This window comes from Azospirillum sp. P4_B5 (genome assembly GCF_056402275.1).
Genome location: NZ_JBFUHT010000003.1, coordinates 1 through 24,745 on the forward strand (window position 1 = coordinate 1; position 24,745 = coordinate 24,745).

The window sequence follows — 24,745 nt, forward strand, 5'->3', positions numbered from 1 at the left end:
GCGCCAAGGGCGTCGCGGCSCTGCTGGTCCCGCTGGGCAACCTGCTGATGGAAGCCACCGGCACCTGGGCGACCGTGCTCTACATCTGCGCCACCATGGATCTCATCGCGGCCTTCTGCGCCATCGCGGTCCTGCGGCCAATGTTGCGCMRGCACCATGCCCGAAACGCCGAACTCGCCGCCCAGCAGGGTRCGGGTGGGCTGGCGGTGCAGCCCGGCCACTGATCGGCCCGCAAAGCTTCAGGTTTCGTATCACGGACGACTTTATCTTGGATGACGGCCGCCGCGCGCACCCCGCGCGGCGGCCTTCTTTCATTCCAGGAAGAAGGGGCGGTTGTGGCCTTCGCCGGACTGGTTGAAGCGGTCCGACGACCAGAGGCCGTCCGGCTGCTCGTCCTGCGGATCGGAGTTCCACTCGTCGTCCTCCCGCATCAGCAAAGTCAGGCCGTGGCCCATCAGGCCGGCCAGGGCGACGAAGGCGATCATCTGGGATTCGAGCATGGGACGGGCTCCGGGCACTCGGGAGGGGGACGTTGCTTCTTGTTGTTGTGATGCAGCATAGCGGCCCGGCTCAGGCTGCGCAATAGGATTTTGTATACCAGATAATGGATACCAGAACCGCGGCAATTGCATTGATCGGGTGGAATTCGCCGTGAATCGCGCCGTGAATCGCATTGACGTGGGTGGGGCGGATCGTTCAGCATGGCGACGTTCCAAGGGGAGCCCCATAGCACGGGGCTGAGATGATGCCGTAAGGCGCCGAACCCTTTGAACCTGATCCGGGTCGTACCGGCGTAGGGACAGGAACAAACGGGCCACGGTCACGCGCACCCCATCGCGCACCCCTTTATGGGGACCGCTCCGGTCGTCCGTTCTGCCGCTCCGTCACACCCGGGTCTCCAACGATCCTATGTGCGATGGAGATCCACAGCAGATGCCCGACTCTCTTCCCCCCGCTTCGAAAGACACCGCGCCGTCCGACCATTTCTCGGTGACGACCGGCCCGCTGCCGTCCTCCAGCAAGGTCCATGTGGCCGGAGAGCGCTTCCCCGACCTGCGCGTGGCCATGCGCGACATCCATGTCGGCGGCGGCGAGCCGCCGGTGCGCGTCTACGACACCTCCGGCCCCTACAGCGATCCCGCCGTGCAGACCGACATCCGCCGCGGCCTGGCGGAGTTGCGCCGCTCCTGGATCGACGGTCGCGGCGACGTCGAGGCCTATGACGGTCGCGAGGTCCGTCCGGAGGACGACGGGCTGCGCGTCGGCGAGACGCGCGCCGTTCCTGTCTTCGACCGTGCCGGGCGCCGTCCGCTGCGTGGCAAGCCAGGCCGGGCGGTCACGCAGATGGCCTACGCCCGCGCCGGCATCGTCACGCCGGAGATGGAGTACATCGCCGTCCGCGAGAATCTGGGCCGCCAGCGGCTGGCCGAGGCGGCGGCGCGGGACGGTGACGACTTCGGCGCCTCCATCCCCGACCATGTGACCCCGGAGTTCGTCCGCGACGAGGTGGCGCGCGGGCGGGCGATCATCCCGTCCAACATCAACCACCCCGAATCGGAGCCGATGATCATCGGCCGCAACTTCCTCACCAAGATCAACGCGAACATCGGCAACTCCGCCGTCGCGTCCTCGGTGGGGGAGGAGGTCGACAAGATGGTCTGGTCGATCCGCTGGGGGGCGGACACCGTGATGGACCTGTCAACCGGCCGCAACATCCACACCACGCGCGAGTGGATCCTGCGCAACAGCCCGGTCCCCATCGGCACCGTGCCGATCTACCAAGCGCTGGAGAAGGTCGGCGGCAAGGCCGAGGACCTGACCTGGGAGATCTTCCGCGACACGCTGATCGAGCAGGCGGAGCAGGGGGTGGACTATTTCACCATCCACGCCGGCATCCGTCTGGCGCACATCCCGCTGACCGCGAATCGCACCACCGGCATCGTGTCGCGCGGCGGCTCGATCATGGCGAAATGGTGCCTGTCGCACCACCGCGAGAGCTTCCTCTACGAGCGGTTCGAGGAGATCTGCGAGATCATGAAGGCGTACGACGTCGCCTTCTCGCTGGGTGACGGGCTGCGCCCCGGCTCCATCGCCGACGCCAACGACGCCGCCCAGTTCGCCGAGCTGGAGACGCTGGGCGAGCTGACCAAGATCGCCTGGAAGCACGATGTGCAGGTCATGATCGAAGGGCCGGGCCATGTGCCCATGCACAAGATCAAGGCCAACGTCGACAAGCAGCTCGCGCTGTGCGGCGAGGCGCCCTTCTACACGCTCGGGCCGCTGACCACCGACATCGCGCCGGGCTACGACCACATCACCAGCGCCATCGGCGCCGCCATGATCGGCTGGTTCGGCACGGCGATGCTCTGCTACGTCACGCCGAAGGAGCATCTGGGTCTGCCGGACCGCGACGACGTCAAGGTGGGCGTGGTCACCTACAAGATCGCCGCCCACGCCGCCGACCTTGCCAAGGGCCATCCCGGCGCCCAGGAACGCGACGACGCCCTGTCGCGCGCCCGTTTCGAGTTCCGCTGGCGCGACCAGTTCCACCTGTCGCTCGATCCGGAGACGGCGGAGCGCTTCCACGACCAGACCCTGCCGGCGGAGGGGGCGAAGGTCGCGCATTTCTGTTCGATGTGCGGGCCGAAGTTCTGCTCGATGAAGATCACGCAGGAGGTGCGGGACTACGCCAACTCCGGCATGGCCGAGATGTCGGAGAGCTTCCGCGCCAAGGGCGGGGAGATTTATCTGGAGGAGGGGCAGGCGGCGGAGTAACGCCCGAATCGAAAAGGGGACGCCCTTGCGGGCGCCCCCTCGCTTCGGCTCCTTTCCCAGGCGGGGGGAGGGGAAGAGAGCGTCAGGGCGTGGCCGTCACGCTCCGGCCGGCGCGCGTTCCCAGCGACTCCGCCGCCATGCGGTTTCGCATCGGGCGCAGGACGAAGAGCGCCAGCACGGCGGCCAGTGCGTTGACCGCGGCGGCCAACAGGAAGACCGCGTGCCAGCTTCCCGTCGCGTCGGCGATGATGTTGGCGAAGGGGATCAGCAGCGCCGCCGTTCCCTTGGCGGTGTAGAGCAGCCCGGCGTTGCTCGCCGCGAACTTCGATCCGAAGGTGTCGGCGCAGCAGGCGGGGAACAGGCTGTAGATCTCGCCCCAGGCGAAGAAGACCAGACCGGTCAGCAGCACGAAGGCCACCGGGTCGCGGCCGTAGAGGCTGAGCGCGACGATGCCCACCGCCTCGATGGCGAAGGCGATGAACATGGTGTTCTCGCGCCCGATGTGGTCGGACACCCAGCCGAAAAAGGGGCGGGTCAGCCCATTCAGCACCCGGTCGATGGACAGGGCGAAGGTCAGGGCGGGCAGGGTCAGGCCGAGGATGCTGACCGGCGCGTGGGCCAGCCCGAAATCCTGGGCGATCGGGCCGAGCTGGGCCGTCGCCATCAGCCCGCCGCCGGCCACCATCACGAACATGGCGTACATGACCCAGAAGACCGGCGTGCGGACCATCTGGCTCGGCGTGTATTGCCGCTGCGCGGGCGGGGCGGCGTATCCGCCGCGGGTGAGGGGAGCGGAGGGCGGCGCCACCAGCAGCCAGGCGAGCGCGAAGACGACCAGCCCCTGGCCCAGCCCGAAAGCCATGAAGGTGGCCTCGTAGCCCGAGGTCTCGATCATCGTGGCGATGGGCACCACCGTCATAGCGGAACCGGCTCCGAAGCCCGCCGCGGTGATGCCGGCGGCCAGACCGCGCCGGTCGGGGAACCATTTCAGCGCGTTGCCCACGCAGGTGCCGTAGACGGCGCCCGCCCCGATGCCGCCGATGGCCGCCGCGACGTAGAGCAGCAGCAGCGAATCCGCCACCGCGTTCAGCGCCCAGGAGGCGGCGCAGAGCACCGAGCCGAACAGCACGACGATCCGCGGGCCGAAGCGATCGACGAACCAGCCCTCAACGGGCACCAGCCATGTTTCGGTGACGATGAAGATGGTGAAGGCCACCTGGATGGCCGCACGGCCCCAGCCGTGCTTGTCGTCGATGGGTTCGACGAAGAGGGTCCACCCGTACTGGAGATTGGCGATCATCGACATGCAGATGACGCCGGCAAGCAACTGCATCCAACGCCCGCCGACAGGCAGGGCGCTTTGCGCACCGGTTTGGCGCATATGGTTCCTCCCGGATGGGTCCGCTAACTCGTTCTTGTCCTGGCGCGCGCGGGGTGCGTTCGGTGCCCGACCGCTTCGCTTTATCCTTCGAACGAGGCAATCCGGTTGCATGCCGTTGGCATGCCAGACGCCGTATTCGTGATGCCTTGACGGTGAGTGTGGCGGATAATCCGTGGAGTCATCAACAAATTTTCGTGAGCGGGCGCCGCCCAGGCCATAAGTGATATATCAAATCGGCCGGCGGCGCCCCCACACCTCAGACGACCAGCACGGCCCGGAAGTCGTTGACGTTGGTCAGGGTAGGCCCGGTCACCAGCAGGTCGCCGAGTGCGCTGAAGAAGCTGTAGCCGTCGTTGTCGGCCAGCCTCTCCTTGGCGTTGACGCCGGCCTCGGCGGCGCGGGCCAGCGTGTCGGGGCCGAGCAGGGCGCCCGCGTTGTCCTCCGTCCCGTCGATGCCGTCGGTGTCGGCGGCCAGCGCGTGGACTCCCGCCATTCCGTCCAGCGCCACGGTCAGGGCCAGCAGGAACTCGGCGTTGCGCCCGCCGCGGCCCTTGCCGCGCACGGTCACCGTGGTCTCGCCGCCGGACAGCAGGACGCAGGGCTTGGCCGCGGGCTGGTCGTGCTCGACGATCTGGCGGGCGATGCCGGCATGGACCAGCGCCACCTCGCGCGACTCACCCTCCAGGGCGTTGCCGAGGATGACCGGGGTGACGCCGGCCTTGCGGGCGACCTCCGCCGCGCGCTCCAGCGCCATCTGCGGGGTGGCGACGAGGATCGTGCTGACGCGCTCCAGCCGCGGGTCGCCGGGCTTCGGGCTCTCGTCGCGTCCGGCCAGCAGATGGTCCATGACCGGCTGTGGCGGGGTGATGCCGTACTTCTCCAGCACGGCCAGCGCGTCGGCGTAGCTGGTCGGGTCGGGCACGGTGGGGCCGGAGGCGATCACCGACAGGTCGTCGCCCGGCACGTCGGAGATGACCAGCGAGACCACCCGCGCCTTGGTGGCCGCGGCCAGCCGCCCACCCTTGATGGCGGACAGGTGCTTGCGCACGCAATTCATCTCGGTGATGTTCGCGCCGGAGCGGAGCAGCGCCTTGGACACCGCCTGCTTGTCGGCCATCGAGATGCCTGGTGCTGGCAGGGCCAGCAGGGCGGAACCGCCGCCGGAAATCAGGCAGAGCATCAGATCGTCGGGGCCGAGCGAGGCAGCGATGTCGAGGATGCGCTTTGCCGCCTGCTGGCCGGCCTCGTCGGGCACGGGATGCGACGCCTCGACCACCTCGATCCGCTCGCAGGGCACATTGTGGCCGTAGCGGGTGACGACCAGACCGGACAGCGGTCCTTTCCAGTGATCCTCCACCGCCTTCGCCATGGAGGCCGCGGCCTTGCCGGCGCCGACGACGACCGTGCGGCCCTTCGGCGGCTCCGGAAGATGCGGCGGCACGCACAGCGCCGGCTGCGCCGAGGCGACAGCGGCGCGGAACATGTCGGTCAGAAGCGCGCGGGGATCGGTGGTCGTCATGGTCTGGTTTTGTCCCTTCCCTGAGCCGCGCCGTTCGCCGGCGCCGGTCCTCATGTGCTGGGAATGCTAACGGATTTGTCGCCGGGGGCAATGTTTACCCTCTCCCCAGGGGGGAGAGGGTAAACACTCCAGCCTCACTCCGCGGGTTCGGTCACGCGGTGGTTCTGGCCGATCTCGTGGTTGGCGAGCAGTTCCAGCGCGCGGACCATGCCGGAGTGGTCCCACGCCTTGCCGCCTTGGGCGGCGCAGGCGTTGAACAGCTCCTGGCAGGTCGCCGTGTTGGGCAGCGACACGCCGAGCGCGCGGGCGCCGGACAAAGCGAGGTTCAGGTCCTTCTGGTGCAGCTCGATGCGGAAACCCGGATCGAAGGTGCGCTTCACCATGCGCTCGCCATGCACCTCCAGGATGCGCGAGGACGCGAAGCCGCCCATCAGGGCCTGACGGACCTTCGCCGGATCGGCGCCGGCCTTCGACGCGAACAGCAGGGCCTCGCCCACCGCCTCGATGGTCAGGGCGACGACGATCTGGTTGGCGACCTTCGTCGTCTGGCCGTCGCCGTTGCCGCCGACCAGCGTGATGTTCTTGCCCATCTTCTCGAACAGTGGCTTGACCGTCTCGAAGGCCTTGTCCGGACCGCCGACCATGATGGTCAGCGAGGCGGCCTTGGCGCCGACCTCACCGCCGGACACCGGGGCGTCGAGGTAATCGCAGCCCAGTTCGTTGATGCGCTGGGCGAAGGCCTTCGTCTCGATCGGGGAGATCGAGGACATGTCCACGACGATCTTGCCGGCGGACAGCCCCTCGGCGACGCCGTCCGGGCCGAACAGGGCGGCTTGCACATGGGGGGTGTCGGGGACCATCGTGAAGACGATGTCGGCCTTCTGCGCCACCTCGCGGCTGGAGCCGCAGGCGGTGGCGCCCTTGGCCAACAGGTCTTCCGGGGCCGGGTTGATGTCGTAGACGAACAGGGTGTGGCCGGCGTCGGCCAGATGACCGGCCATGGGGCGGCCCATGATGCCGAGACCGATGAATCCAATGTTCATGGCTGTGTCCTCAATTCTTCTGTGTTCGGGCGGTCGAAAGGGATGGCGATCAGGCGGCGGCCATCAGGCGGCGACGGTCTCGCCGGGGGTGGCGGCGCGCATCCAGCCCAGCCCTTCGCTGGTCCCCTTGGCCGGCTTGTACTCGCAGCCGACCCAGCCGTCGTAGCCGAGCCGGTCGAGCGCCGCGAAGACGAAGGGGTAGTTGATCTCGCCGGTGCCCGGCTCGTTGCGCCCCGGATTGTCGGCGATCTGGACATGCGCGATCTTCGGCAGCAGGCGCTGCATGGTCGGGACCAGATCGCCCTCCATGATCTGCATGTGATAGACGTCGTACTGGATGAAGAGGTTGTCGGAGCCGACGGCCTCCAGAATCCGTTCCGCCTGTGCGGTGTTGGTCAGGTAGAAGCCCGGAATGTCGCGGGTGTTGATCGGCTCGACCAGGAAGCGGATGCCGGCCTGCTTCAGCGCCTTGGCGGCGAAGGACAGGTTGTCGACGAAGGTGCGCTCCAGCGCGTCGGGCGCCATGCCCGCCGGGGCCTTGCCGGCGAGGCAGTTGATCTGCTTGCAGCCCAGCGCCGTGGCGTAGTCGATGGCGCGGCCCACCCCGTCCTGGAACTCGCCGACGCGGTCCGGCAGGACGGCGATGCCGCGCTCGCCCGCGTCCCAGTCGCCCGCGGGCAGGTTGTGCAGGACCTGGGTCAGCCGGTTGGCGGCCAGCCGCTCGACCAGCGCGTCCTTCTCGAAGGCGTAGGGGAACAGATACTCGACCCCGGTGAAGCCGTCCTTCGCCGCCGCGGCGAAGCGGTCGAGGAAGGGCAGCTCGTTGTAGAGCATCGTCAGGTTGGCGGCGAACTTGGACATGTCTCTCTCCCGGATGTTCGTTTCGGGCCGGATGTTCGTTACAGGCTTGGCCGGTTGGCGTCAGGATCGGGGGACGCGGGGAAAGGCGTCAACGCCGGGATGACGCTTTTTCACCCTGCGGAACTGTGGATCTGGCGGAGCCACTTGCCCCCACCCTGACCCTCCCCCGCTTCGCGGGGGAGGGGAATTGGCCCTCTCCTGCGAAGCGGGGGAGGGAGGGGACCCACGAAGTGGGAAGGGTGGGGGCAACCGTTATCCGATCAGACCCGCACCAGCTCCGGCTCGTCCGCGGGCACGTCCAGCACGTCCTCGAACTCGGTGATGTTGTTGATCTCCGTGCCCATGGCGATGTTGGTGACGCGCTCCAGGATAACCTCGACGACCACCGGGACCTGGAACTCGTCCATCCACTGCTGCGCTTGCGCGAATGCCGATTGCAGGTTGTCCGGGTCGGTGACACGGATGGCCTTGCAGCCGAGGCCTTCGGCCACTGCGACGTGGTCAACGCCGTAGACGCCGATTTCCGGGGCGTTGATGTTCTCGAAGGAGAGCTGGACCTGGAAGTCCATCTGGAAGGCGCGCTGCGCCTGCCGGATCAGCCCGAGATAGCTGTTGTTCACCAGAACATGGATGTAGGGCAGCTTGAACTGGGCGCCCACCGCCAGCTCCTCGATCAGGAACTGGAAGTCGTAGTCGCCGGACAGCGCGACGATCTTGCGCTTCGGATCGGCCACCCGCACACCGAGCGCCGCCGGCAGCGTCCAGCCGAGCGGACCGGCTTGGCCGCAGTTGATCCAATGGCGCGGCTTGTAGACGTGCAGGAACTGCGCGCCGGCGATCTGCGACAGGCCGATGGTCGAGACGTAGCAGACGTCCTCGCCAAAGGCGCTGTTCATCTCCTGATAGACGCGCTGCGGCTTGATCGGCACGTTGGCGAAGTCGGACTTGCGCAGCATGGAGCGCTTGCGGACCTGGCAGGTCTTCACCCACTCCGACCAGTCGCGCAGCTTGCCGGCCGCCTTCCACTCCTTCGCCACCTCTATGAAGAGGTCGAGGGCGGCCCCGGCGTCGGACACGATGCCCAGGTCCGGCGCGAAGACGCGGCCGATCTGGGTCGGCTCGATGTCCACATGAACGAACTTGCGGCCCTTGGTGTAGACGTCGACCGAGCCGGTGTGGCGGTTGGCCCAACGGTTGCCGATGCCCAGCACGACGTCGGACGCCAGCATGGCGGCGTTGCCGTAGCGGTGGGCGGTTTGCAGACCGACCATGCCGGCCATCAACGGGTGATCGTCCGGAATGGCACCCCAGGCCATCAAGGTCGGGATGACCGGCAGGCCGGCGATCTCGGCGAACTCCACCAGACGGTCGCTGGCGTCGGCGTTGATGATGCCGCCGCCGGCCACCAGCAGCGGACGCTCCGCCGCGTTCAGCATCTCCAGCGCCTTCTCGACCTGGGCGCGGGTCGCCGCCGGCTTGTAGGTGGGCAGCGGCTGGTAGGTGTCGGGATCGAACTCGATCTCGGCCATCTGCACGTCGATCGGCAGGTCGAGCAGGACCGGGCCGGGCCGGCCGGAGCGCATCAGGTGGAAGGCCTGCTGGAAGGCGTAGGGGACCTGCCCCGGCTCCAGCACGGTGACCGCCCACTTGGCGACCGGCTTGGCGATGGACGGGATGTCCACGGCCTGGAAATCCTCCTTGTGCAGGCGGGCGCGCGGCGCCTGGCCGGTGATGCACAGGATCGGAATGGAGTCGGCGGAGGCCGAATAGAGCCCCGTGATCATGTCGGTGCCGGCGGGGCCGGAGGTGCCGATGCAGACGCCGATGTTGCCGGCCTTGGCGCGCGTGTAGCCTTCGGCCATGTGCGACGCGCCTTCGACATGGCGCGCAAGAACGTGGCCGATGCGGCCGTTGCGTTGCAGCGCCGCGTAGAACGGATTGATGGCCGCTCCGGGGACGCCAAAGCAAACGGACACGCCTTCTTTTTCCAGGACATGCACCGCCGCTTCAATCGCCATCATCCTAGCCATGGCTTGGTTTCCTCTCTCGCGTAACGGGTCGCTGTTGCGTTGGATTGAGCTTTCACCAGCGGGGCGGCTATTGGCAAAGTGTTGGCGAATCCTTTCCGCGTGATGGAAATCGCGCCGAACGGGGCAGTCCTTCACGGCGCGCCGGACAATTATGCTGCACTTGCACAGTCCCGATGGCGCTGTCATCGTGATCGGATGATGGCGATCCCGAGTCCCCGCCTGTTGGCGATCACGGACCGGCGGCAGGCGGCGCAGCCCTTGCCGGACCTGGCGGCGCGACTGTTCGCCGGGGGCCTGCGCTGGCTGTCGCTGCGCGAGAAGGACCTGGACGAGTCCCGGCAGGTCGCTCTGGCCCATGCCCTGGTGCAGCGGGCGCGGCCCTGGGGGGCGTTGGTCACGCTGCACGGCGATCCGGATCTGGCGCTGGCCGCCGGAACGGACGGGGTGCATCTGCCGGAGGGAGCCGACGTGACGGCGGCGCGGCGGCGGCTCGGTCCCGGCGCCCTGGTCGGGCTTTCGGCGCACGACGCGGAAGGGATTCGCCGTGCCGTGGCGGGCGGTGCAGACTACGTCACGCTGTCGCCGATCTTCCCGTCGCCGAGCAAGCCGGGCTACGGCCCGCCGGTCGGGACGGAGACGCTGAGACGCTTGGCCGCGGAGAGTTCCCTTCCCATCATCGCGCTCGGCGGCGTGGAGTCGGGCAATATCGGAGAGTGTCTGGCCGCAGGGGCCGCCGGAGTGGCGGTCATGGGAGTGGTGATGCGGACGCCGGACCGCCTGTCCGACCTGCTCAAGTCCTTGAAAGGCGGACAACCGTAGGGAAGAGAAGTGAACGGAAACGCTCTTTCCTTATCGTGGTCCTGGACTTTTCAGCCCGAAATGTGCATCTGGTATCTCATATACGAAAACGATGCGATGCCTTTCGCACGACCGGGCCGGCGCACAGTGGGGTGCTTCCGGACGGCCAGCATTGAGGAACGGTGCCGACCATGAACCCTCCGCCGATCAACGTCCAGCCGCTCGACACCGGATCGACCTTCCGCGCTCAGGCGTATCATGCGTTGAAGCAAGCCATCTCGCAAATGGACATCTATGACCATAACGACGAGATCCGGCTTGAGGAGCGGCAGCTCAGCGAGCTGCTGGGCGTCAGCCGGACGCCGATCCGCGAGGCGCTGACCCTGCTGGAGCAGGAGGGGTTCATCCGCCTCCAGCCGCGCCGGGGCATCTTCGTCATCCGCAAGACCAAGGCCGAGATCGTCGAGATGATCCAGGTCTGGGCGGCGCTGGAGAGCATGGCCGGGCGGATGGTCGCGACGCAGGCCACCGACGAGGACATCCGGACCCTGTGGGACCTGTTCCGCAACTTCGAGATGCGGAACCCCAAGGAGCATGTCAACGAATACTCCGACGCCAACATCGCCTTCCACAAGAGCATCATCCGGCTCAGCGGGTCCAAGCTGATCCAGGAGATGACCGACAATCTGTTCATCCACATCCGCGCGATCCGCAAGCTGACCATCGGCCAGGACAACCGGGCGGAGCGGTCGATCCACGACCACAAGGAAATCATCAAGGCCCTGGAACGCCGCGACGTCGATCAGGCCGAACACCTGATCCGTGACCACACGCTGGGTCTGGCGGCGCACGTCGAGAAGCATTGCGACTTCCTGGAGTGAAGGTGCCCCGCCCCCGGTGAGGAGGGAAGGGCACCGATACGGTGTCAGGCCGGCGCGTGGGTCTTGACCGCGGCGGCGGTTTCGGCCGCGCTGTTCAGCCCGTTCGCGGTGATCGTGACCACGCGCAGGCTGTTGGTGGTGCCGGGCGTTCCGAAGGGGACCCCCGCCGTCACGATCAGCGACTGGCCGGGCACGCCGATGCCCTCCTGGGCGGCGACGAGGCTCGCCCGCTCGACCATTTCGGCGAAGTTCTGCACGTCGGCGGTCCAGACCGGGTGCACGCCCCAGGCCAGCGACAGCAGCCGGGCGGTTCCGCGTTCGGCGCTGAGGCCGAGGATCGGCACGGTCGGCCGTTCGCGCGAGGCGCGCCGCGCGGTGGAACCGGTGCTGGTGAAGGTGGCGATGCCGGCGGCCGAGATCGTCTCGGCGATCTGGCGCGCCGCGGCGGACAGCGCGTCCGGGGTGGTCGCCTCCGGGCTCGGGTGCTCGGAGTCCATGATGCGGCGGTAGAGGGGATCGCGCTCCACCCGGCGGATGATGCGGTCCATCATCGCCACCGCCTCCACCGGATGCTTGCCCGACGCGGATTCCGCCGAGAGCATCACGGCGTCCGACCCGTCATAGACGGCGGTCGCCACGTCCGACGCCTCGGCGCGCGTCGGCGTCGGCTCGGTGATCATGGATTCCAGCATCTGGGTGGCGACGATCACCGGCTTGCCGGCGGCGCGGCTCATGCGGATCATCCGCTTCTGCAGGCCGGGCACGTCCTCCGGCGGCAGCTCCACGCCCAGGTCGCCGCGGGCCACCATCACCGCGTCCGACAGGGCGATGATCTCCTCCAACCGGGGCAGGGCGGCGGGCTTCTCCACCTTGGTCATGATGTGGGCGCGGTCGCCGATCAGGGCGCGCGCCTCCAGGATGTCCTCGGGCCGCTGCACGAAGCTGAGGCCGATCCAGTCCACGCCCAGCGTCAGGCCGAACTGCAAGTCGCTGCGGTCCTTCTCCGACAGGGCGCTGAGGGCCAGCGTGGTGCCGGGGACGTTCATGCCCTTGCGGTCGGACAGGGTGCCGCCGACCATGACCTCGGTCTCGGCGTGGTCGGGGCCGCAGCTCAGCACGCGCAGGCGCATGCGCCCGTCGTTCAGCAGAAGCTCATGGCCCGGCTCCAGGCTGGCGAATATCTCCGGATGGGGAACGCAGACGCGGCTGCGGTCGCCGGGGGTCGGGTCGAGGTCGAGGCGGAAGCGGTCGCCGCCGGCCAGGATCACCGCCACCTCCTTGAAGGTGCCGACGCGCAGCTTCGGACCCTGAAGATCGAGAAGCACGCCGATGGGGCGCCCGACCGTCTCCTCGACCGCGCGGATCTGGCGGTAGCGTTCGGCGTGGTCGCGCTGCGTGCCATGACTGGCGTTCAGGCGGAAGACATCCACGCCGGCCTCGGCGAGGGCGAAAATCTGGCTGTAGGTCGAGCTGGCCGGCCCCAGAGTGGCGACGATCTTGGTGCTGCGGTTGCGCTGCATGGCGCGGGCCTCCTGAGAGGGCGATGACTTTAGGCGGTGACTGTGTGGTGGTGGGGCGATGCTGCGACCGGGGTGGGGTGGGGGTCAAACCGCCGCTATGGCTTTTCCACATAGCGGGAAGTCACACGGTTGGTTTGACCGCGGGCGACCCGCGGGCGGACACTGCACGCCCGCGATCAGCCAGGACGATGCCATGAACACGCCTGTCGAACCGCTTTCCGCCGCCAGCCTGATCTTTCTGCGCGACAGCGTGGACGGGCTGGAGGTTTTCATGATCCAGCGCCACCGCGACCTTCGCTTTGCGCCCGGCGCCACGGTGTTTCCCGGCGGGCGGCTGGACGCGGAGGATAGCGAACTGCCCTGGCGGGAGCTGTCGCTGCCGCTGACCGACGACATGCCGCAGCGGATGGCCGCGATCCGCGAGGCGTTCGAGGAGTGCGGGCTGCTGATGACCGGCGGCACGGTGGATGCTGCCGTCCTCGACGGGCTGCGCAGCGCGTCGGGCGGGACCTTCCTGGACCGGCTTCTGGCGGCGGGGCTGGAGCCGGACGTGGCGGCGCTGGTGCCCTTTGCCCGCTGGGTCACGCCGGAAAGCGTATGGCGGCGCTACGACACCCTGTTCTTCCTCGCCAAGGCGCCGCCGCGCCAGACCGCCGTGGTCGACGGGGTGGAGGCGGTCGCCGGATTCTGGGGCACGCCGCGGGCCATCCTGGCCGAGGCGGAGGCGGAACGGCTGTCGCTGGTCTTCGCCACCCGCATGACCCTGCTGCGTCTTGCCGGCTGCCGCACGGTCCGCCACGCGATGGAGGAGGCCGCGCGCTTCCACCCCCTGACCCCCATCCTGCCCCGTCCCGCCGACACCCCGGAGGGCCCTGTGCTGAGCATCCCGGACGGGCTGGGCTACCCTCTCACCCGTGTCCCTTTGGAGCAGGCACGGTTGGGCTAGGCGCGTCAGGCTATTCCGAATTTCCGGTCACCAACTCGCCTAAAATTCCGCCATGCAGAATTTTCCGTGCCTTTTTGCGCCGCCGAAGCGTTATCGTCGCAAATGCGACTATTTGTGCATTGCACTCAGTGCGCAAAGTGGCATTATGGAGAAATAAGATATCGGTTTGATCGGAGAAACTTTCCGTTCATGTCCGCAGGGCGCCTGAACACCACGCCGACGCGAGGATAGGTCCATGCTCCACCAGTCCATCATCCAAGGCTCCACCGACACCAGCGGCTCCATCGCCGTCGGTGCGGCGGTGGTTGCCGGGCACGCGGCGCTGCCGGCGGCCAATGGACAGGCGGCCGGTGGGCAGGTGGCTGGTGGGCAGCGGTGGGTCTACGCCTTCGGCTGCGGCGGTGCGGAGGGGCACGGCGGCATGCTGGCGGAGCTGGGCGGCAAGGGCGCCGGGCTGGCCGAGATGGCGCGGCTGGGCGTCCCGGTGCCGCCGGGCTTCACCATCGTGGCCGAGGCCAGCCGCCGGCACCGCGCCGGACAGGGCGGCTTTCCCGCCGGGCTGACCGCCCAGGTCGAGGAGGCGCTGACCCGGCTGGAAAGTGTCGTGGGCGCGCGCTTCGGCGGGTCGGAGAACCCGCTGCTGGTGTCCGTGCGGTCGGGCGCGCGGGCGTCGATGCCCGGCATGATGGACACCATCCTGAACCTCGGCCTGACCGACGCGACGGTGAAGGGGCTGGCGGCGCGCAGCGGCGACGCCCGCTTCGCCTACGACTGCTATCGCCGGCTGATCCAGACCTACGGCACGGTGGTGCAGGGGGTGGGCGCCCACATCTTCGACGCGGCGCTGGAGGCTTACAAGGAGGGGCGCGGGCTGACCCGCGACGCCGACCTGGGCGCCGCCGATTGGCGCGCCGTGGCGGCCGCCTACCGCGCGGTGATCGAGCGCGAGGCGGGAGAGCCCTTCCCGCAGGACGCGCGGACCCAGCTCTTCGCCGCCATTGCGGCCATCTTCCGCTCCTGGAGCAACGCCCGTGCCGTGGCCTTCCGGGCGGTGCACGGCATTCCCGACGATTGGGGCACCGCGGCGACCGTGCAGGCGATGGTGTTCGGCAACCGCGGCGTCGCCTCTGGCACCGGCGTCGCTCACAGCCGTGACCCCTCCACTGGCGAGGCCGTGCTGTGCGGCGAGTTCCTGGCCGACGCCCAGGGCGAGGACATCGTGTCCGGTCTGCGCACGCCGGGGCCGCTGGCCGGCGCCAAGTCCTCTCTGGAGGCGGTCGCCCCCGAGGCCTTTGCCGAGTTGGGCCGCATCGCCGACCGGCTGGAGCGCCATTTCGGCGACATGCAGGAGATCGAGTTCACCGTCCAGCAGGGGCGCCTGTTCATCCTCCAGTCGCGCGCGGGCAAGCGGACGCCGGAGGCCGGGGTGCGCATCGCCACGGAGATGGCGCAAGCCGGCATCATCACGCGGGCCGAGGCGGTGCGGCGCGCCGACCTGCCGGCGCTGGCGGACAGCCTACGCCCCATCCCCGACCCGGACGCCCCCCGCGAGGTGATCGCCCGCGGCTTGCCGGCCTCCTCCGGCGCTGCCACGGGTGCCGCGGTCTTCACCTCGGACGAAGCGGTCCGGCTGGCGGCGGAGGGCGTGGCGGTGGTGCTGTGCCGCCCGGAAACCTCCCCCCACGACGTGCACGGCATGCAGGTGGCCTGCGCCGTGGTGACGGCCCGCGGCGGAGCGACCAGCCATGCCGCCACCGTCGCCCGCGCCATGGGGCTGCCCTGCGTCACCGGAGCGCGCATGCTGCGCGTCGATCCGGCGGCCGGCGTGATGACGGTGGGCGACCTGACCGTTCGGTCGGGGGAGATCATCACCGTGGACGGCGGGGCGGGCCATGTGATCCTGGGCAGTGTGCCGATGATCCGTCCCGAGCCGCCGGAAGCCGTGGCGCTGCTGCTGCGCTGGGCCGAGAGCGCCGGTGACTGATGGTTGAGAGGCCATGAATAAGGCCCGCCGTCAAAGGAGACGACGGGCCTTTTGGCTGGGGCCTTCTCGCTTCCGCTGGGCCGCGGTCAGTGGGCGTAGACCGGGGTTTCCTGCGTCGGCGGCTGGGTGTGGGCGACCATCTCGGTGAGTTGGAGCTTGGTGAAGTCACGGGCGCTGACGACGCCGACCAGCGTGGAGCCGTCGAGCACCGGCAGATGGCGGATGTGGTGACGGTCCATCAATTCCAGCGCGTGGACGAGGCTGTCGTCGGGCGAGCAGGTCTGCGGCGCGCGCGACATCAGCATGAAGACCGGCGTCTTCAGGACGGAGGCGCCGCGCTCCAGCAGCGCGTAGACGACGTCGCGTTCCGACAGCATGCCGGCGACGGCGTTGCCCTCCGTCCGGCAGACGTCCTTGACCACCAGGGCGCTGATGTTCTCCGACCGCATCAGCCGGATCGCCTCCTCGATGGTTTCGCCGGAACGGACGGTGACGACGCGGGATTCCTTGGTCCGAAGAATGTCGGCGACTTTCATGGCGAGCCCTCCACCAGACAGCGGGTTGCGTAAGCGCGCCCTGCACGGAGACCCCCGCGGGGACCGGAGCTTGACCGGTGGAACCGCGTCAGGCCGCTAAAGGCCGTTAGCGGCACCTGGGCATCGGGCAGTGGCAGGCGATGGATATTTGGTATACCAGATGCCACGACGCGTCAATGGCTAATATGGCAAACAATCAGTGAAATCGCATTTTTACGACAGTGCTTTGCCCTCGTTCCTATGGGTTCCCCCATTCCTATGGCGTTTGTCAGGGTGCCCACAACGATAGCTGGCATGCCAAATACTCAGAAAGGCTGAGGGTGGGGATGCGATGCTTGCCATGGTGCTGCTGATGGTCGCGGCGTTCGCGTCGGGCGTTCTCAACGCCGTCGCCGGGGGCGGGGCCTTCATCACCTTTCCGGCGCTGCTGTTCGCCGGAGTGCCGCCGGTCAGCGCCAACGTGTCGAGCACCGTCGCCCTGTTCCCCGGCCAAATGGCCAGTGCCTGGGCCTACCGCAACGAGATCCGCGGCGTAACGGAGGTCAGCGTCACCGCCTTCTCCGTGGTCAGCCTCGTCGGCGGGGTGGTCGGGGCCATCCTGCTGCTGACCACGCCGGACCGCGCCTTCGCCGGGCTGGTGCCCTGGCTGCTGCTGTTCGCCACCGCGGTCTTCGCGGTGGGGAGCTTCATGCCGGCGCTGGCCGCCCGGCTGCGGCTGGGGGGACGTTCCGTTCTGGTCGTGCAGTTCGTCATCGCCATCTATGGCGGCTATTTCGGCGGCGGGATCGGCTTCCTGATGCTGGCGGCGCTGACCCTGTTCGGCCTGCGCGACATCCACGCCATGAACGGGTTGCGCATCCTGCTGGCCGCTCTGATGAACGGCGCGGCGGTGGCGGCCTTCTGCCTGTCCGACGCGGTGTCCTGGCCGGAAACCGCCGTGATGGCGGTGTCGGCCATCGCTGGCGGCTACGTCGGTGCCCATGCGGCGAAGCGGGTCAGCCGCGATGTGATGAAATGGGTGGTGGTGTCGATCGGCGTGGGGTTGACCCTGTACTTCTTCATCAAGGGGGCCGGAGCCTGAGGGCACCCCACGCCGTGGCGCATCAGGACTGGCCGGGAACGGTGATCGGGCGCAGACCCTTGGCGTAGCTCTTCCATCGCTCCTGGTAGACTGCGGCGGGGGCGCGCATGCGCTCCACATCTTCGTCCGACAGCGTGCGCACCACCTTGCCCGGCGCGCCAAGCACCAGCGAGCGGTCGGGGATCTCCTTACCCTCGGCGATGAAGGCGTGGGCGCCGATCAGGCAATCGCGGCCGATGCGGGCGCCGTTGAGGACGGTGGCGCCGATGCCGATCAGGCTGCCGTCGCCGACGGTGCAGCCATGCACCATCGCCAGATGGCCGATGGTCACGTTCTTCCCGATGAGCAGCGGGAATCCCGGATCGACGTGGAGGACGGCGTTGTCCTGGACGTTGCTGCCGGCGCCGATGTGGATACGCTCCTCCTCGGCGCGCATGACCGCGCCCCACCAGACGGACACGTCCTCCTCCAGCAGGATGTCGCCGACCACGGTGGCGCTGGGGGCCACCCAGCACTGGAGCGACAGTTGCGGGACCTTGTCGTTGAAGGCGTAGATCACCCGTTCCTCCTTCATTCTTCGTATCGGCATCCTAGCGCGGAACGGATCGGCGGCGTGAGAATGCTGCACTGCGCTATACCCATAAGAAAATTGCGTGATATGATGGGTGCGCCTGGTTCCCGACCCGTGTGAGGACTCCCATGCCGCTCTACTCCTACCGCTGCACCGCCTGCGACCACGACTTCGAAGCGCTGGTGCGCTCGTCGGACACGCCCGTCTGCGCCTCCTGCGGATCGGCGGCGCTGGAGCGGAAGGTGGCGCGCATCGCGCCGGACACTAAGGCTGACAAGTTCCTCAAGACCGCCCGCGGCGCCGCTGCCGCGGAGGGCCATTTCAGCAACTACAGCAAGGCGGAACGCTCGCGCCTTTAGCGCGGCGCTCACGTCCCATCCGGAATCCCGTATTTCCGCAGCTTGTTCGCGATCATCGTGTGCGAGGTGTGGAGGCGGGCGGCCAGCTTGCGGCTGGACGGGTAGCGCGGGTAGAGGCGGCGGAGCAGGCCGCGCTCGAACGCCGCCGCCGCCTCGTCCCAGCTGGACGGCTCGGCGGGCTCGCCGCCGGTTTCCGCCTCCATGCGCGCTCCAGCCAGTTCCAGATCGGCGGCGTCGAGATAGGCGCCGTCGCTCATCGTCACGGCGCGGAAGATGACGTTTTCCAACTGGCGGACGTTGCCCGGCCAGGGATTGGCGAGCAGGGCGGCGCTCGCCGCGACGGTCAACCGGCAGGGCGGGCGGCGGGCCTGGGCGCAGGCGCGGGCGATGAAGTGCCGGGCCAGCAGAAGGATGTCGTCCCCGCGCTCGCGCAGCGCCGGAACCTGGAGCGACAGCACGTTCAGCCGGTAGTACAAATCCTCGCGGAAGCTGTGCTCGGCGACCATGGCGTCGAGGTCGCGGTGGGTGGCGCTGACCACGCGCACGTCCACCGTCTGCTCGCGGTCGCCGCCGACGCGGCGGAAGCGCCCGTCGTTCAGGAAGCGCAGCAGCTTGGCCTGGAGGTAGGGCGACATCTCCCCGATCTCGTCGAGGAAGACGGTGCCGCCATGGGCCAGTTCCAGCAGGCCAGGCTTGCCGCCGCGCTGCGCCCCGGTGAAGGAGCCGGGGGCGTAGCCGAACAGCTCGCTCTCTGCCAGACTCTCCGGAACGGCGGCGCAGTTCAGCGCCAGGAAGGGCTTGTCGCGGCGCGGGCTGGCGCGGTGGCAGGCGTGGGCGATCAGCTCCTTGCCGGTGCCCGTCTCGCCCAGGATCAGCAGCGGCGCGTCCACCGCCGCGACCCGCGCCGCCCGTGCCTTCAGCGAGCGGACCGGGGCGGACTCGCCGAGGATGCGGTCGAAGCCGCCTTCATCGAAATTTTGCAGCGCGTTCAGCCGCTCGCCCAGCCGGCTCGGCGCGAAGAGGGTGACCACCCCGCCGGCGGAACGCCCGTCCTCCACGATGGGCGTGGCGTCCAGCAGGAAGGGCTGGCCGTTCAGCGTGACTTCCTGCCCGGCGGCGAGGCGGAAGCCGTTGTCCACCAGCAGGTCGGACAGCTCGGCATCGCCGAACAGCCGCCCGAAATCGGCGCCGGTCAGGGCGGCCTCGCTGCGTCCGGCGACCGTCGCCGCGGCGGCGTTCGCCACCACGATGCGGCCCGCGCGGTCCACCGCTAGAACCGGGTCGGGCAGGGCGGCCAGCAGCGCGTCCAGATGCAGCCGTCGCCGCGTGCCGGGGAGGATGTCGATCGGGGTGACGGACTCCACCCCCAGCACGGCGCGCAGCGCGGCGTCGAGCGCGCCGAAGCCCGGCACGTCCAATTCCGGCGCGTCGATGTGGATGTGCGGCGGGTCCACCTCCACCGCCACGACGTTCAGCCGCCGCTTGGCGAGCACGGCCAGGATCTCGTGGGCGATGCCCACCCGGTCGGCGAACAGGACGTCGATGCGCATGGCTCTCCCCGGTGGAAGAGGGAGTGTACCACGATGGGCGCGGCCGTAAACATTTGTATACGCCGTAACGTTTTTTGTACGGTTATGGCAAATCGCTGTTTTAGATCAGTTTACCAGGAAAGCAGGAAGCGCTTTCCGACCGCCGTGTAACGATTCATGTACAGCGTTGTCCGGCACCCGACCGTCCGCTCCAGCGTTTGCGCGGCTTCCGGCACTTGGCATCGCGTTTGCGAATGGATGCGAACAAATCCGTGATCTCGGGAGCCTTCACATGCGCGTCATCGTCCTCGGTAGCGGCGTCATCGGCGTTTCCACCGCCTATTTCCTGGCGAAGGCCGGGCACGAGGTCACGGTGGTGGATCGGCAGCCCGGTCCGGCGCTGGAGACCAGCTACGCCAACGCGGGCGAGGTGTCGCCGGGCTACTCCGCGCCCTGGGCGGCGCCGGGCCTGATGGCGAAGGCCGTGAAGTGGATGCTGATGAAGCATTCCCCGCTGGTGATCCGGCCGAAGCTCGACCCGGCGATGTGGTCCTGGTGCCTGAAGCTGCTGGCCAACGCCAACGAGCGTTCCTACGAGATCAACAAGGGCCGCATGGTCCGGCTGGCCGAATACAGCCGCGACTGCCTGCGCGCTCTGCGCGACGAGACCGGCATCCGCTACGACGAGCGCGCCAAGGGCACGCTCCAGCTCTTCCGTACCCAAAAGCAGGTGGACGCCGCCGCCACCGACATGGCCGTCCTCGACCGCTTCAAGGTTCCCTACAGTCTGCTGGACGTCGAGGGCTGCGCGGCCGTCGAGCCGGCGCTGCGGCTGGTCAAGGAGAAGATCGTCGGCGGCCTGCTGCTGCCCGGCGACGAGACGGGCGACTGCTTCCGCTTCACCAACGCGCTGGCCGCGCTGGCGACGGAGCTGGGCGTGGAGTTCCGCTACAACACCGGCATCCGCAAGCTGGAGAGCGATGGGCGCCGCGTCACCGGCGTGGTCACCGACGCCGGCACGCTGACCGCCGATGCTTACGTCGTCGCCATGGGCAGCTACTCCCCGACGCTGGTGAAGCCGTTCGGTCTGGACCTGCCGGTCTATCCGGTGAAGGGCTATTCGCTGACCCTGCCCATCGTCGATCCGGCGGGCGCCCCGGAATCCACGGTGATGGACGAGACGCACAAGATCGCGGTGACCCGCCTCGGCGACCGCATCCGCGTCGGCGGCACGGCGGAGCTGACCGGCTTCGACCTGACGCTGCGTCCGGGCCGCCGCGGTCCGCTCGACCATGTGGTCGGCGACCTCTTCCCGACGGGCGGTGACCTGTCGAAGGCGGAGTTCTGGACCGGACTGCGCCCGAACACGCCGGACGGCACGCCCATCGTCGGTCCGACCCCGGTGCGCAACCTGTTCCTCAACACCGGCCACGGCACGCTCGGCTGGACTATGGCCGCCGGCTCGGGCCGGGTGGTCGCCGACGTGGTCGGCGGGCGTCGGACGGAGATCGACATGGACGGGCTGACGGTGGCCCGCTACGGCCGTTCCGCTGCTGCGGCCAGCCGCCCGACGGTCGGCGGCGTGGCCCGCCCGACGGCCTGACGGGCCTATTCCCGACGCGCCTGGGCCCCCTGGTTCAGGCGCGCGGTGTTGAATTCCTTCATGCGTGCCGCGTCGAACGAGCCGAGCGCCTTCACCTGATCCGGCGTCGCCTGCAATGTGACGGAGGTCAGGCCCGGCTCCAGCGCCGCCGCTTTCCAGGCGACGGCGTAAGGGCCTTCGCCCTCCGGTTCGGGCGTCACCACGACGGCCTTGAGAGCGCCGTTGCGGTCGAACACCAGATCCTCCACCGTGCCGAAGAAGCCGGCCTCCGTCGCCCCGCCCTCCGTGTTGGCCGGTTGGCCGAGCAGGGCGGAGACGCGCCAGTCGCCGGGCCGGCTGGCCGCCTGCTGCTGGCGGCGGATCAGGTCCAGCGTGTCGGGGCCGGTGACCGGATAGGCCAGGACTCCGTCCACCGATCCGGGCATGAGCTGGTGCCAGGGCACGGTGAAACGCGCCTCGCCGACGTCGAGCATGCCGCTGGCCTCGATCACCGCGCTTTCCAGCCGCCCGTCCGGGCTGACGACGAGATCCACCACCTGCCCAAGCTCCTCGCCGAGCAGCCCCTCGACGTCCGTCCCGACGATCACGCCGGCCCGCCAGCCCTGGTAGAGCCGGGGATAGGATGCCTCCGCGGTCCGCACCGTTTCGGCGGACTGGGAAGATTGTGCCTGGACAGGTTGAGGAACGCCCAGAGTCAGGGACGTGGCGACGGCGAACGCGGCGAGGATGCCCGCCGAAGTGCCGCTGTAACGCATGGGTCTGTGCTCCCGATTGTGACGCGCGGTCCGTCAAATGGAACATGGGGGGAGCGCGGCGGTTCCGGAGGGAACTCCCCAGAGGTACGCCGGTTGCTGACCGGACAGGCCAACCGAGGAGGTGATCCCATGGCAGGAAAACTGGAGAAGAAGACCGTCGCCGTTCTGGCGACCGACGGCTTCGAACAGGTCGAACTGACCGAGCCGGTGAAGGCGCTGCGCAACGAAGGCGCCGAGGTGCGGATCGTGGCGCCCCAGGGCGGACAGATCCAGGGCTGGAACCACCACGACAAGGCCGACCGGGTGGACGTGGACGTCACGCTCGATCAGGCGGACCCCGGCACCTTCGACGCTCTGGTGCTGCCGGGCGGCGTCATCAACCCCGACGCGCTGCGGCTGGAGCCCAAGGCCATCGAGTTCGTGCGCAGCTTCGTCCAATCGGGTAAGCCCATCGCCGCGATTTGTCACGGCCCCTGGACGCTGATCGACGCGGGCGGCGCAAAGGGCAAGCGCATGACCTCCTGGCCGTCGTTGAAGGCCGATCTCGGCAATGCCGGGGCGAACTGGGAAGACAGCGAGGTCGTCACCGACCAGGGTCTGGTGACCTCGCGCAAGCCGGACGATCTGCCAGCCTTCTGCCGCAAAATGGTGGAGGAGTTCGCCGAAGGCCGCCACGGCTCCCACCGCAACGCGGCGGAGTGAAAATGCACCGTCCCCTCCCCCTGCGCTGGGAGAGGGGACAAACTCTCTAAACGGACGCCAGCGGCGACAGGCCGTTCTGGATCGCCCACACCGCCGCTTGTGTACGGTTCTGGGCGTTGATCTTCCGCATCACGTTTTTGAAATGCATCTTCACGGTCGATTCCGTGATGTGCAGATTGCGCGCGATGGCTTTGTTCGATTGCCCGGCGAGAAGGCAGCGCAGGATCTGAACCTCGCGCTTCGACAGTTCGTTGCTGGCGGGCTGGGCGCGCTCCGGCTGCGGGCGCTCGCTGTTGGCGTTGGCGATCAGCAGACTGGCGACATGGGTCGGATAGACCACCTCGCCCAGCATGACCAATTGCAGGGCGCGCAGCAGGGACTCGCTCGACATCGACTTGTTCAGATAGGCGTCGGCGCCCGCCTTCAGCGACAGCGACAGCGTGCGGTCGGCGATGGCGTCGGCCAGCACGGCGATGCGGGCGCTGGTGGCGGCGCGCAGGCGCTTCACTCCGCCGGCTTCGTCGTTCGTCGCCTCTCCCAGAGCCACCACGATCAGGTCGGGCTGCACACCCTGGGCGATGGCCGCCTCGGCATCCTCCACCGTCGCGGCGTGGTGGCAGACGCGGAAGGGGCCGCCGCTGATGAGCGTTCCCAGCGCCGCCGAAAACAGCCGATCATGGTCCACGAGCATGACGTTCCAGGTTTTCATCGAAACTCCTCCGTGACGCCACCCGTGACGAGCAGCGCACAACGCCAATCGTTGTCCGTTTTCGCCTGGGAAAAGGGAAAAAAGCCGTCTTTATTGTATCGAAAAAGCGTGCTTTACGCTGGTTGTCCCGATGATTTATACGGATGGTCAGGGAGCGGCGCAAGATGCTTGGAAGAAGCTCGATACGAATGAATCATAAATGGCTTCGAAACGATAGAAATTCGCATGGCGCTGCTTCTGCAAAGTCCAAAAGAGGTACCTTTATACTTTTCCGCTGGACAGAAAGCCGGGCTGGTTTGGGGCATCTTTGTTTTCTAATCCGGTTTCCGGCGGCTTGATGAGGTGGCAAAGCAATGGAAGTTCAGCTGCAGACGCGCGGCAAGGAGCGGTCGGTGGCCGGCAGAGCGCAAACGTTTCTAGTGGTGGATGACCATCCCCTGGTGCGGCACGGCTTCGCCCTCTCGGTGGGGGAGATCCACCCGGACGCGCAGGTGCTGGAGGCTGGCTCGCTGGACGAGGCGATGGCCATCGCCGACCGCACGCCGGATCTGACGCTGGTCCTGTTCGACCTCAATCTGGGCGACCGCAGCGGGCGCGACGGGGTGCGCCGCATGGTCGAGGTCCTGGGACGCCGTCCGCTGCTGGTCATCTCCGGGTCTGACGAGGTGGCGGACATCGTGGACAGCGTGCGGCTGGGGGCCAGGGGTTACATCCTGAAGACCAGCTCCACCGCGGTGCTGGAACACGCGATCTCCCTGGCGCTGACAGGGGAGACCTTCCTGCCGTTGCCGCGCGCCGTCCTGTCCGGCAACGTCGCGGCGGAGGTCGCGCGTCCGTCGGGCCAGATCCTCGACCGTCTGACCGACCGGCAACGCGACGTTTTCCAGCTTCTGCTGGCCGGCCATTCGAACAAGGAGATCGCGCGGGAGCTGGGCGTGCTGGAAGGCACCGTGAAGGTTCATGTGCGGGCCATCATGCAGAAGCTGGGCGTGCGCAACCGCACCCAGGTCGCCGTCGTGGCCGCCCGCAGCGGCTGCTTCCCCGAGGACACCTGACGCCTTCCGAAGAAGCCGTTTATCCATCCGAACCATGCCTTTATGGCTAGACGGCCGGCCCGCCATTGCGGCCTGCGGAGACTTTCCGGCACTATGACGGAAACGCC

Annotated in this window: 22 protein-coding genes, 1 pseudogene and 1 riboswitch; of the genes and pseudogenes, 11 read left to right on the plus strand and 12 right to left on the minus strand. The window is 68.2% G+C overall.

Annotated elements, in window-relative coordinates; translation table 11 throughout:
* Window positions 1-224, plus strand: a pseudogene (locus tag AC1DVI_RS02665) (oxalate/formate MFS antiporter); the annotation flags it as partial.
* A gap of 87 nt (window positions 225-311) precedes the next feature.
* Here the strand turns inward: AC1DVI_RS02665 and AC1DVI_RS02670 are convergent.
* A complete protein-coding gene (locus tag AC1DVI_RS02670; protein WP_145626533.1) occupies window positions 312-500 on the minus strand; it encodes a hypothetical protein in 189 nt (62 codons plus the stop codon).
* A gap of 205 nt (window positions 501-705) precedes the next feature.
* A riboswitch (TPP riboswitch) is annotated at window positions 706-818 on the plus strand.
* 115 nt (window positions 819-933) lie between these two features.
* On the opposite strand from AC1DVI_RS02670, the gene thiC reads away from it, so the two are divergent.
* Window positions 934-2,775, plus strand: coding sequence for a phosphomethylpyrimidine synthase ThiC (gene thiC / locus AC1DVI_RS02675; protein ID WP_476956654.1), 1,842 nt, complete (start codon window positions 934-936; stop codon window positions 2,773-2,775).
* 82 nt (window positions 2,776-2,857) lie between these two features.
* On the opposite strand, the gene oxlT is transcribed toward thiC, so the two are convergent.
* The 5 genes from oxlT to gcl form a co-directional block, all read right to left on the minus strand.
* Entirely contained in the window at window positions 2,858-4,156 is a 1,299-nt protein-coding gene (oxlT, locus tag AC1DVI_RS02680) for an oxalate/formate MFS antiporter (protein ID WP_476956655.1), read from the minus strand.
* A 256-nt stretch (window positions 4,157-4,412) separates the two neighbouring features.
* A complete protein-coding gene (locus AC1DVI_RS02685) occupies window positions 4,413-5,675 on the minus strand; it encodes a glycerate kinase type-2 family protein (protein ID WP_476956656.1) in 1,263 nt (420 codons plus the stop codon).
* A gap of 134 nt (window positions 5,676-5,809) precedes the next feature.
* Window positions 5,810-6,718 (minus strand): 2-hydroxy-3-oxopropionate reductase, encoded by a 909-nt coding sequence (gene glxR, locus AC1DVI_RS02690; protein ID WP_476956657.1) that lies wholly within the window; start codon window positions 6,716-6,718, stop codon window positions 5,810-5,812.
* A 63-nt stretch (window positions 6,719-6,781) separates the two neighbouring features.
* Window positions 6,782-7,579, minus strand: a complete 798-nt coding sequence (hyi, locus tag AC1DVI_RS02695) for a hydroxypyruvate isomerase (RefSeq protein WP_476956658.1) — start codon at window positions 7,577-7,579, stop codon at window positions 6,782-6,784.
* A 260-nt stretch (window positions 7,580-7,839) separates the two neighbouring features.
* A complete protein-coding gene (gcl, locus tag AC1DVI_RS02700) occupies window positions 7,840-9,609 on the minus strand; it encodes a glyoxylate carboligase (protein ID WP_145626539.1) in 1,770 nt (589 codons plus the stop codon).
* A 222-nt stretch (window positions 9,610-9,831) separates the two neighbouring features.
* Between gcl and AC1DVI_RS02705 the strand changes: the two genes are divergently transcribed.
* A complete protein-coding gene (locus AC1DVI_RS02705; RefSeq protein ID WP_476956659.1) occupies window positions 9,832-10,428 on the plus strand; it encodes a thiamine phosphate synthase in 597 nt (198 codons plus the stop codon).
* Between the two features lie 170 nt (window positions 10,429-10,598).
* Complete coding sequence (locus tag AC1DVI_RS02710) at window positions 10,599-11,288, plus strand: GntR family transcriptional regulator (protein WP_149165748.1); 690 nt, start codon at window positions 10,599-10,601, stop codon at window positions 11,286-11,288.
* 44 nt (window positions 11,289-11,332) lie between these two features.
* Here AC1DVI_RS02710 and pyk read toward each other — a convergent pair whose 3' ends face one another.
* On the minus strand, window positions 11,333-12,808 hold the full coding sequence (gene pyk / locus AC1DVI_RS02715) for a pyruvate kinase (RefSeq protein ID WP_476956660.1): 1,476 nt from the start codon (window positions 12,806-12,808) through the stop codon (window positions 11,333-11,335).
* A 193-nt stretch (window positions 12,809-13,001) separates the two neighbouring features.
* On the opposite strand from pyk, the gene AC1DVI_RS02720 reads away from it, so the two are divergent.
* Together AC1DVI_RS02720 and AC1DVI_RS02725 are read left to right on the plus strand one after the other, a co-directional pair.
* The gene (locus AC1DVI_RS02720; RefSeq protein ID WP_476956661.1) at window positions 13,002-13,754 is read left to right on the plus strand and encodes an NUDIX hydrolase; all 753 of its coding nucleotides are present in this window, start codon (window positions 13,002-13,004) and stop codon (window positions 13,752-13,754) included.
* Between the two features lie 235 nt (window positions 13,755-13,989).
* Window positions 13,990-15,738, plus strand: coding sequence for a PEP/pyruvate-binding domain-containing protein (locus AC1DVI_RS02725; RefSeq protein ID WP_476956662.1), 1,749 nt, complete (start codon window positions 13,990-13,992; stop codon window positions 15,736-15,738).
* Between the two features lie 86 nt (window positions 15,739-15,824).
* Here the strand turns inward: AC1DVI_RS02725 and AC1DVI_RS02730 are convergent, their stop codons facing one another.
* Window positions 15,825-16,274, minus strand: a complete 450-nt coding sequence (locus AC1DVI_RS02730; protein WP_476956663.1) for a CBS domain-containing protein — start codon at window positions 16,272-16,274, stop codon at window positions 15,825-15,827.
* Between the two features lie 331 nt (window positions 16,275-16,605).
* Here AC1DVI_RS02730 and AC1DVI_RS02735 point away from each other — a divergent pair, with 331 nt between their 5' ends.
* Window positions 16,606-17,355, plus strand: coding sequence for a sulfite exporter TauE/SafE family protein (locus tag AC1DVI_RS02735; protein ID WP_476956664.1), 750 nt, complete (start codon window positions 16,606-16,608; stop codon window positions 17,353-17,355).
* 22 nt (window positions 17,356-17,377) lie between these two features.
* On the opposite strand, the gene AC1DVI_RS02740 is transcribed toward AC1DVI_RS02735, so the two are convergent.
* On the minus strand, window positions 17,378-17,929 hold the full coding sequence (locus AC1DVI_RS02740) for a gamma carbonic anhydrase family protein (RefSeq protein WP_476956665.1): 552 nt from the start codon (window positions 17,927-17,929) through the stop codon (window positions 17,378-17,380).
* Window positions 17,930-18,054: 125 nt separating this feature from the next.
* Between AC1DVI_RS02740 and AC1DVI_RS02745 the strand changes: the two genes are divergently transcribed.
* The gene (locus AC1DVI_RS02745) at window positions 18,055-18,285 is read left to right on the plus strand and encodes an FmdB family zinc ribbon protein (RefSeq protein ID WP_476956666.1); all 231 of its coding nucleotides are present in this window, start codon (window positions 18,055-18,057) and stop codon (window positions 18,283-18,285) included.
* A gap of 8 nt (window positions 18,286-18,293) precedes the next feature.
* On the opposite strand, the gene AC1DVI_RS02750 is transcribed toward AC1DVI_RS02745, so the two are convergent.
* Window positions 18,294-19,835: a sigma-54-dependent transcriptional regulator gene (locus tag AC1DVI_RS02750; RefSeq protein ID WP_476956667.1), complete on the minus strand. Its 1,542-nt coding sequence runs from the start codon at window positions 19,833-19,835 to the stop codon at window positions 18,294-18,296.
* Window positions 19,836-20,106: 271 nt separating this feature from the next.
* Here AC1DVI_RS02750 and AC1DVI_RS02755 point away from each other — a divergent pair, with 271 nt between their 5' ends.
* Window positions 20,107-21,417 carry a D-amino acid dehydrogenase gene (locus AC1DVI_RS02755; protein ID WP_476956668.1) on the plus strand — a complete coding sequence of 437 codons (1,311 nt, stop codon included), beginning with the start codon at window positions 20,107-20,109 and terminating at the stop codon, window positions 21,415-21,417.
* Window positions 21,418-21,422: 5 nt separating this feature from the next.
* On the opposite strand, the gene AC1DVI_RS02760 is transcribed toward AC1DVI_RS02755, so the two are convergent.
* On the minus strand, window positions 21,423-22,172 hold the full coding sequence (locus tag AC1DVI_RS02760; protein WP_476956669.1) for a hypothetical protein: 750 nt from the start codon (window positions 22,170-22,172) through the stop codon (window positions 21,423-21,425).
* Between the two features lie 129 nt (window positions 22,173-22,301).
* Between AC1DVI_RS02760 and AC1DVI_RS02765 the strand changes: the two genes are divergently transcribed.
* Window positions 22,302-22,874: a type 1 glutamine amidotransferase domain-containing protein gene (locus AC1DVI_RS02765; RefSeq protein WP_476956670.1), complete on the plus strand. Its 573-nt coding sequence runs from the start codon at window positions 22,302-22,304 to the stop codon at window positions 22,872-22,874.
* Between the two features lie 46 nt (window positions 22,875-22,920).
* Here AC1DVI_RS02765 and AC1DVI_RS02770 read toward each other — a convergent pair whose 3' ends face one another.
* A complete protein-coding gene (locus AC1DVI_RS02770) occupies window positions 22,921-23,583 on the minus strand; it encodes a LuxR C-terminal-related transcriptional regulator (protein ID WP_149165759.1) in 663 nt (220 codons plus the stop codon).
* 353 nt (window positions 23,584-23,936) lie between these two features.
* Here AC1DVI_RS02770 and AC1DVI_RS02775 point away from each other — a divergent pair, with 353 nt between their 5' ends.
* Window positions 23,937-24,638 (plus strand): LuxR C-terminal-related transcriptional regulator, encoded by a 702-nt coding sequence (locus tag AC1DVI_RS02775; protein WP_149165760.1) that lies wholly within the window; start codon window positions 23,937-23,939, stop codon window positions 24,636-24,638.
* Window positions 24,639-24,745: the final 107 nt, after the last annotated feature.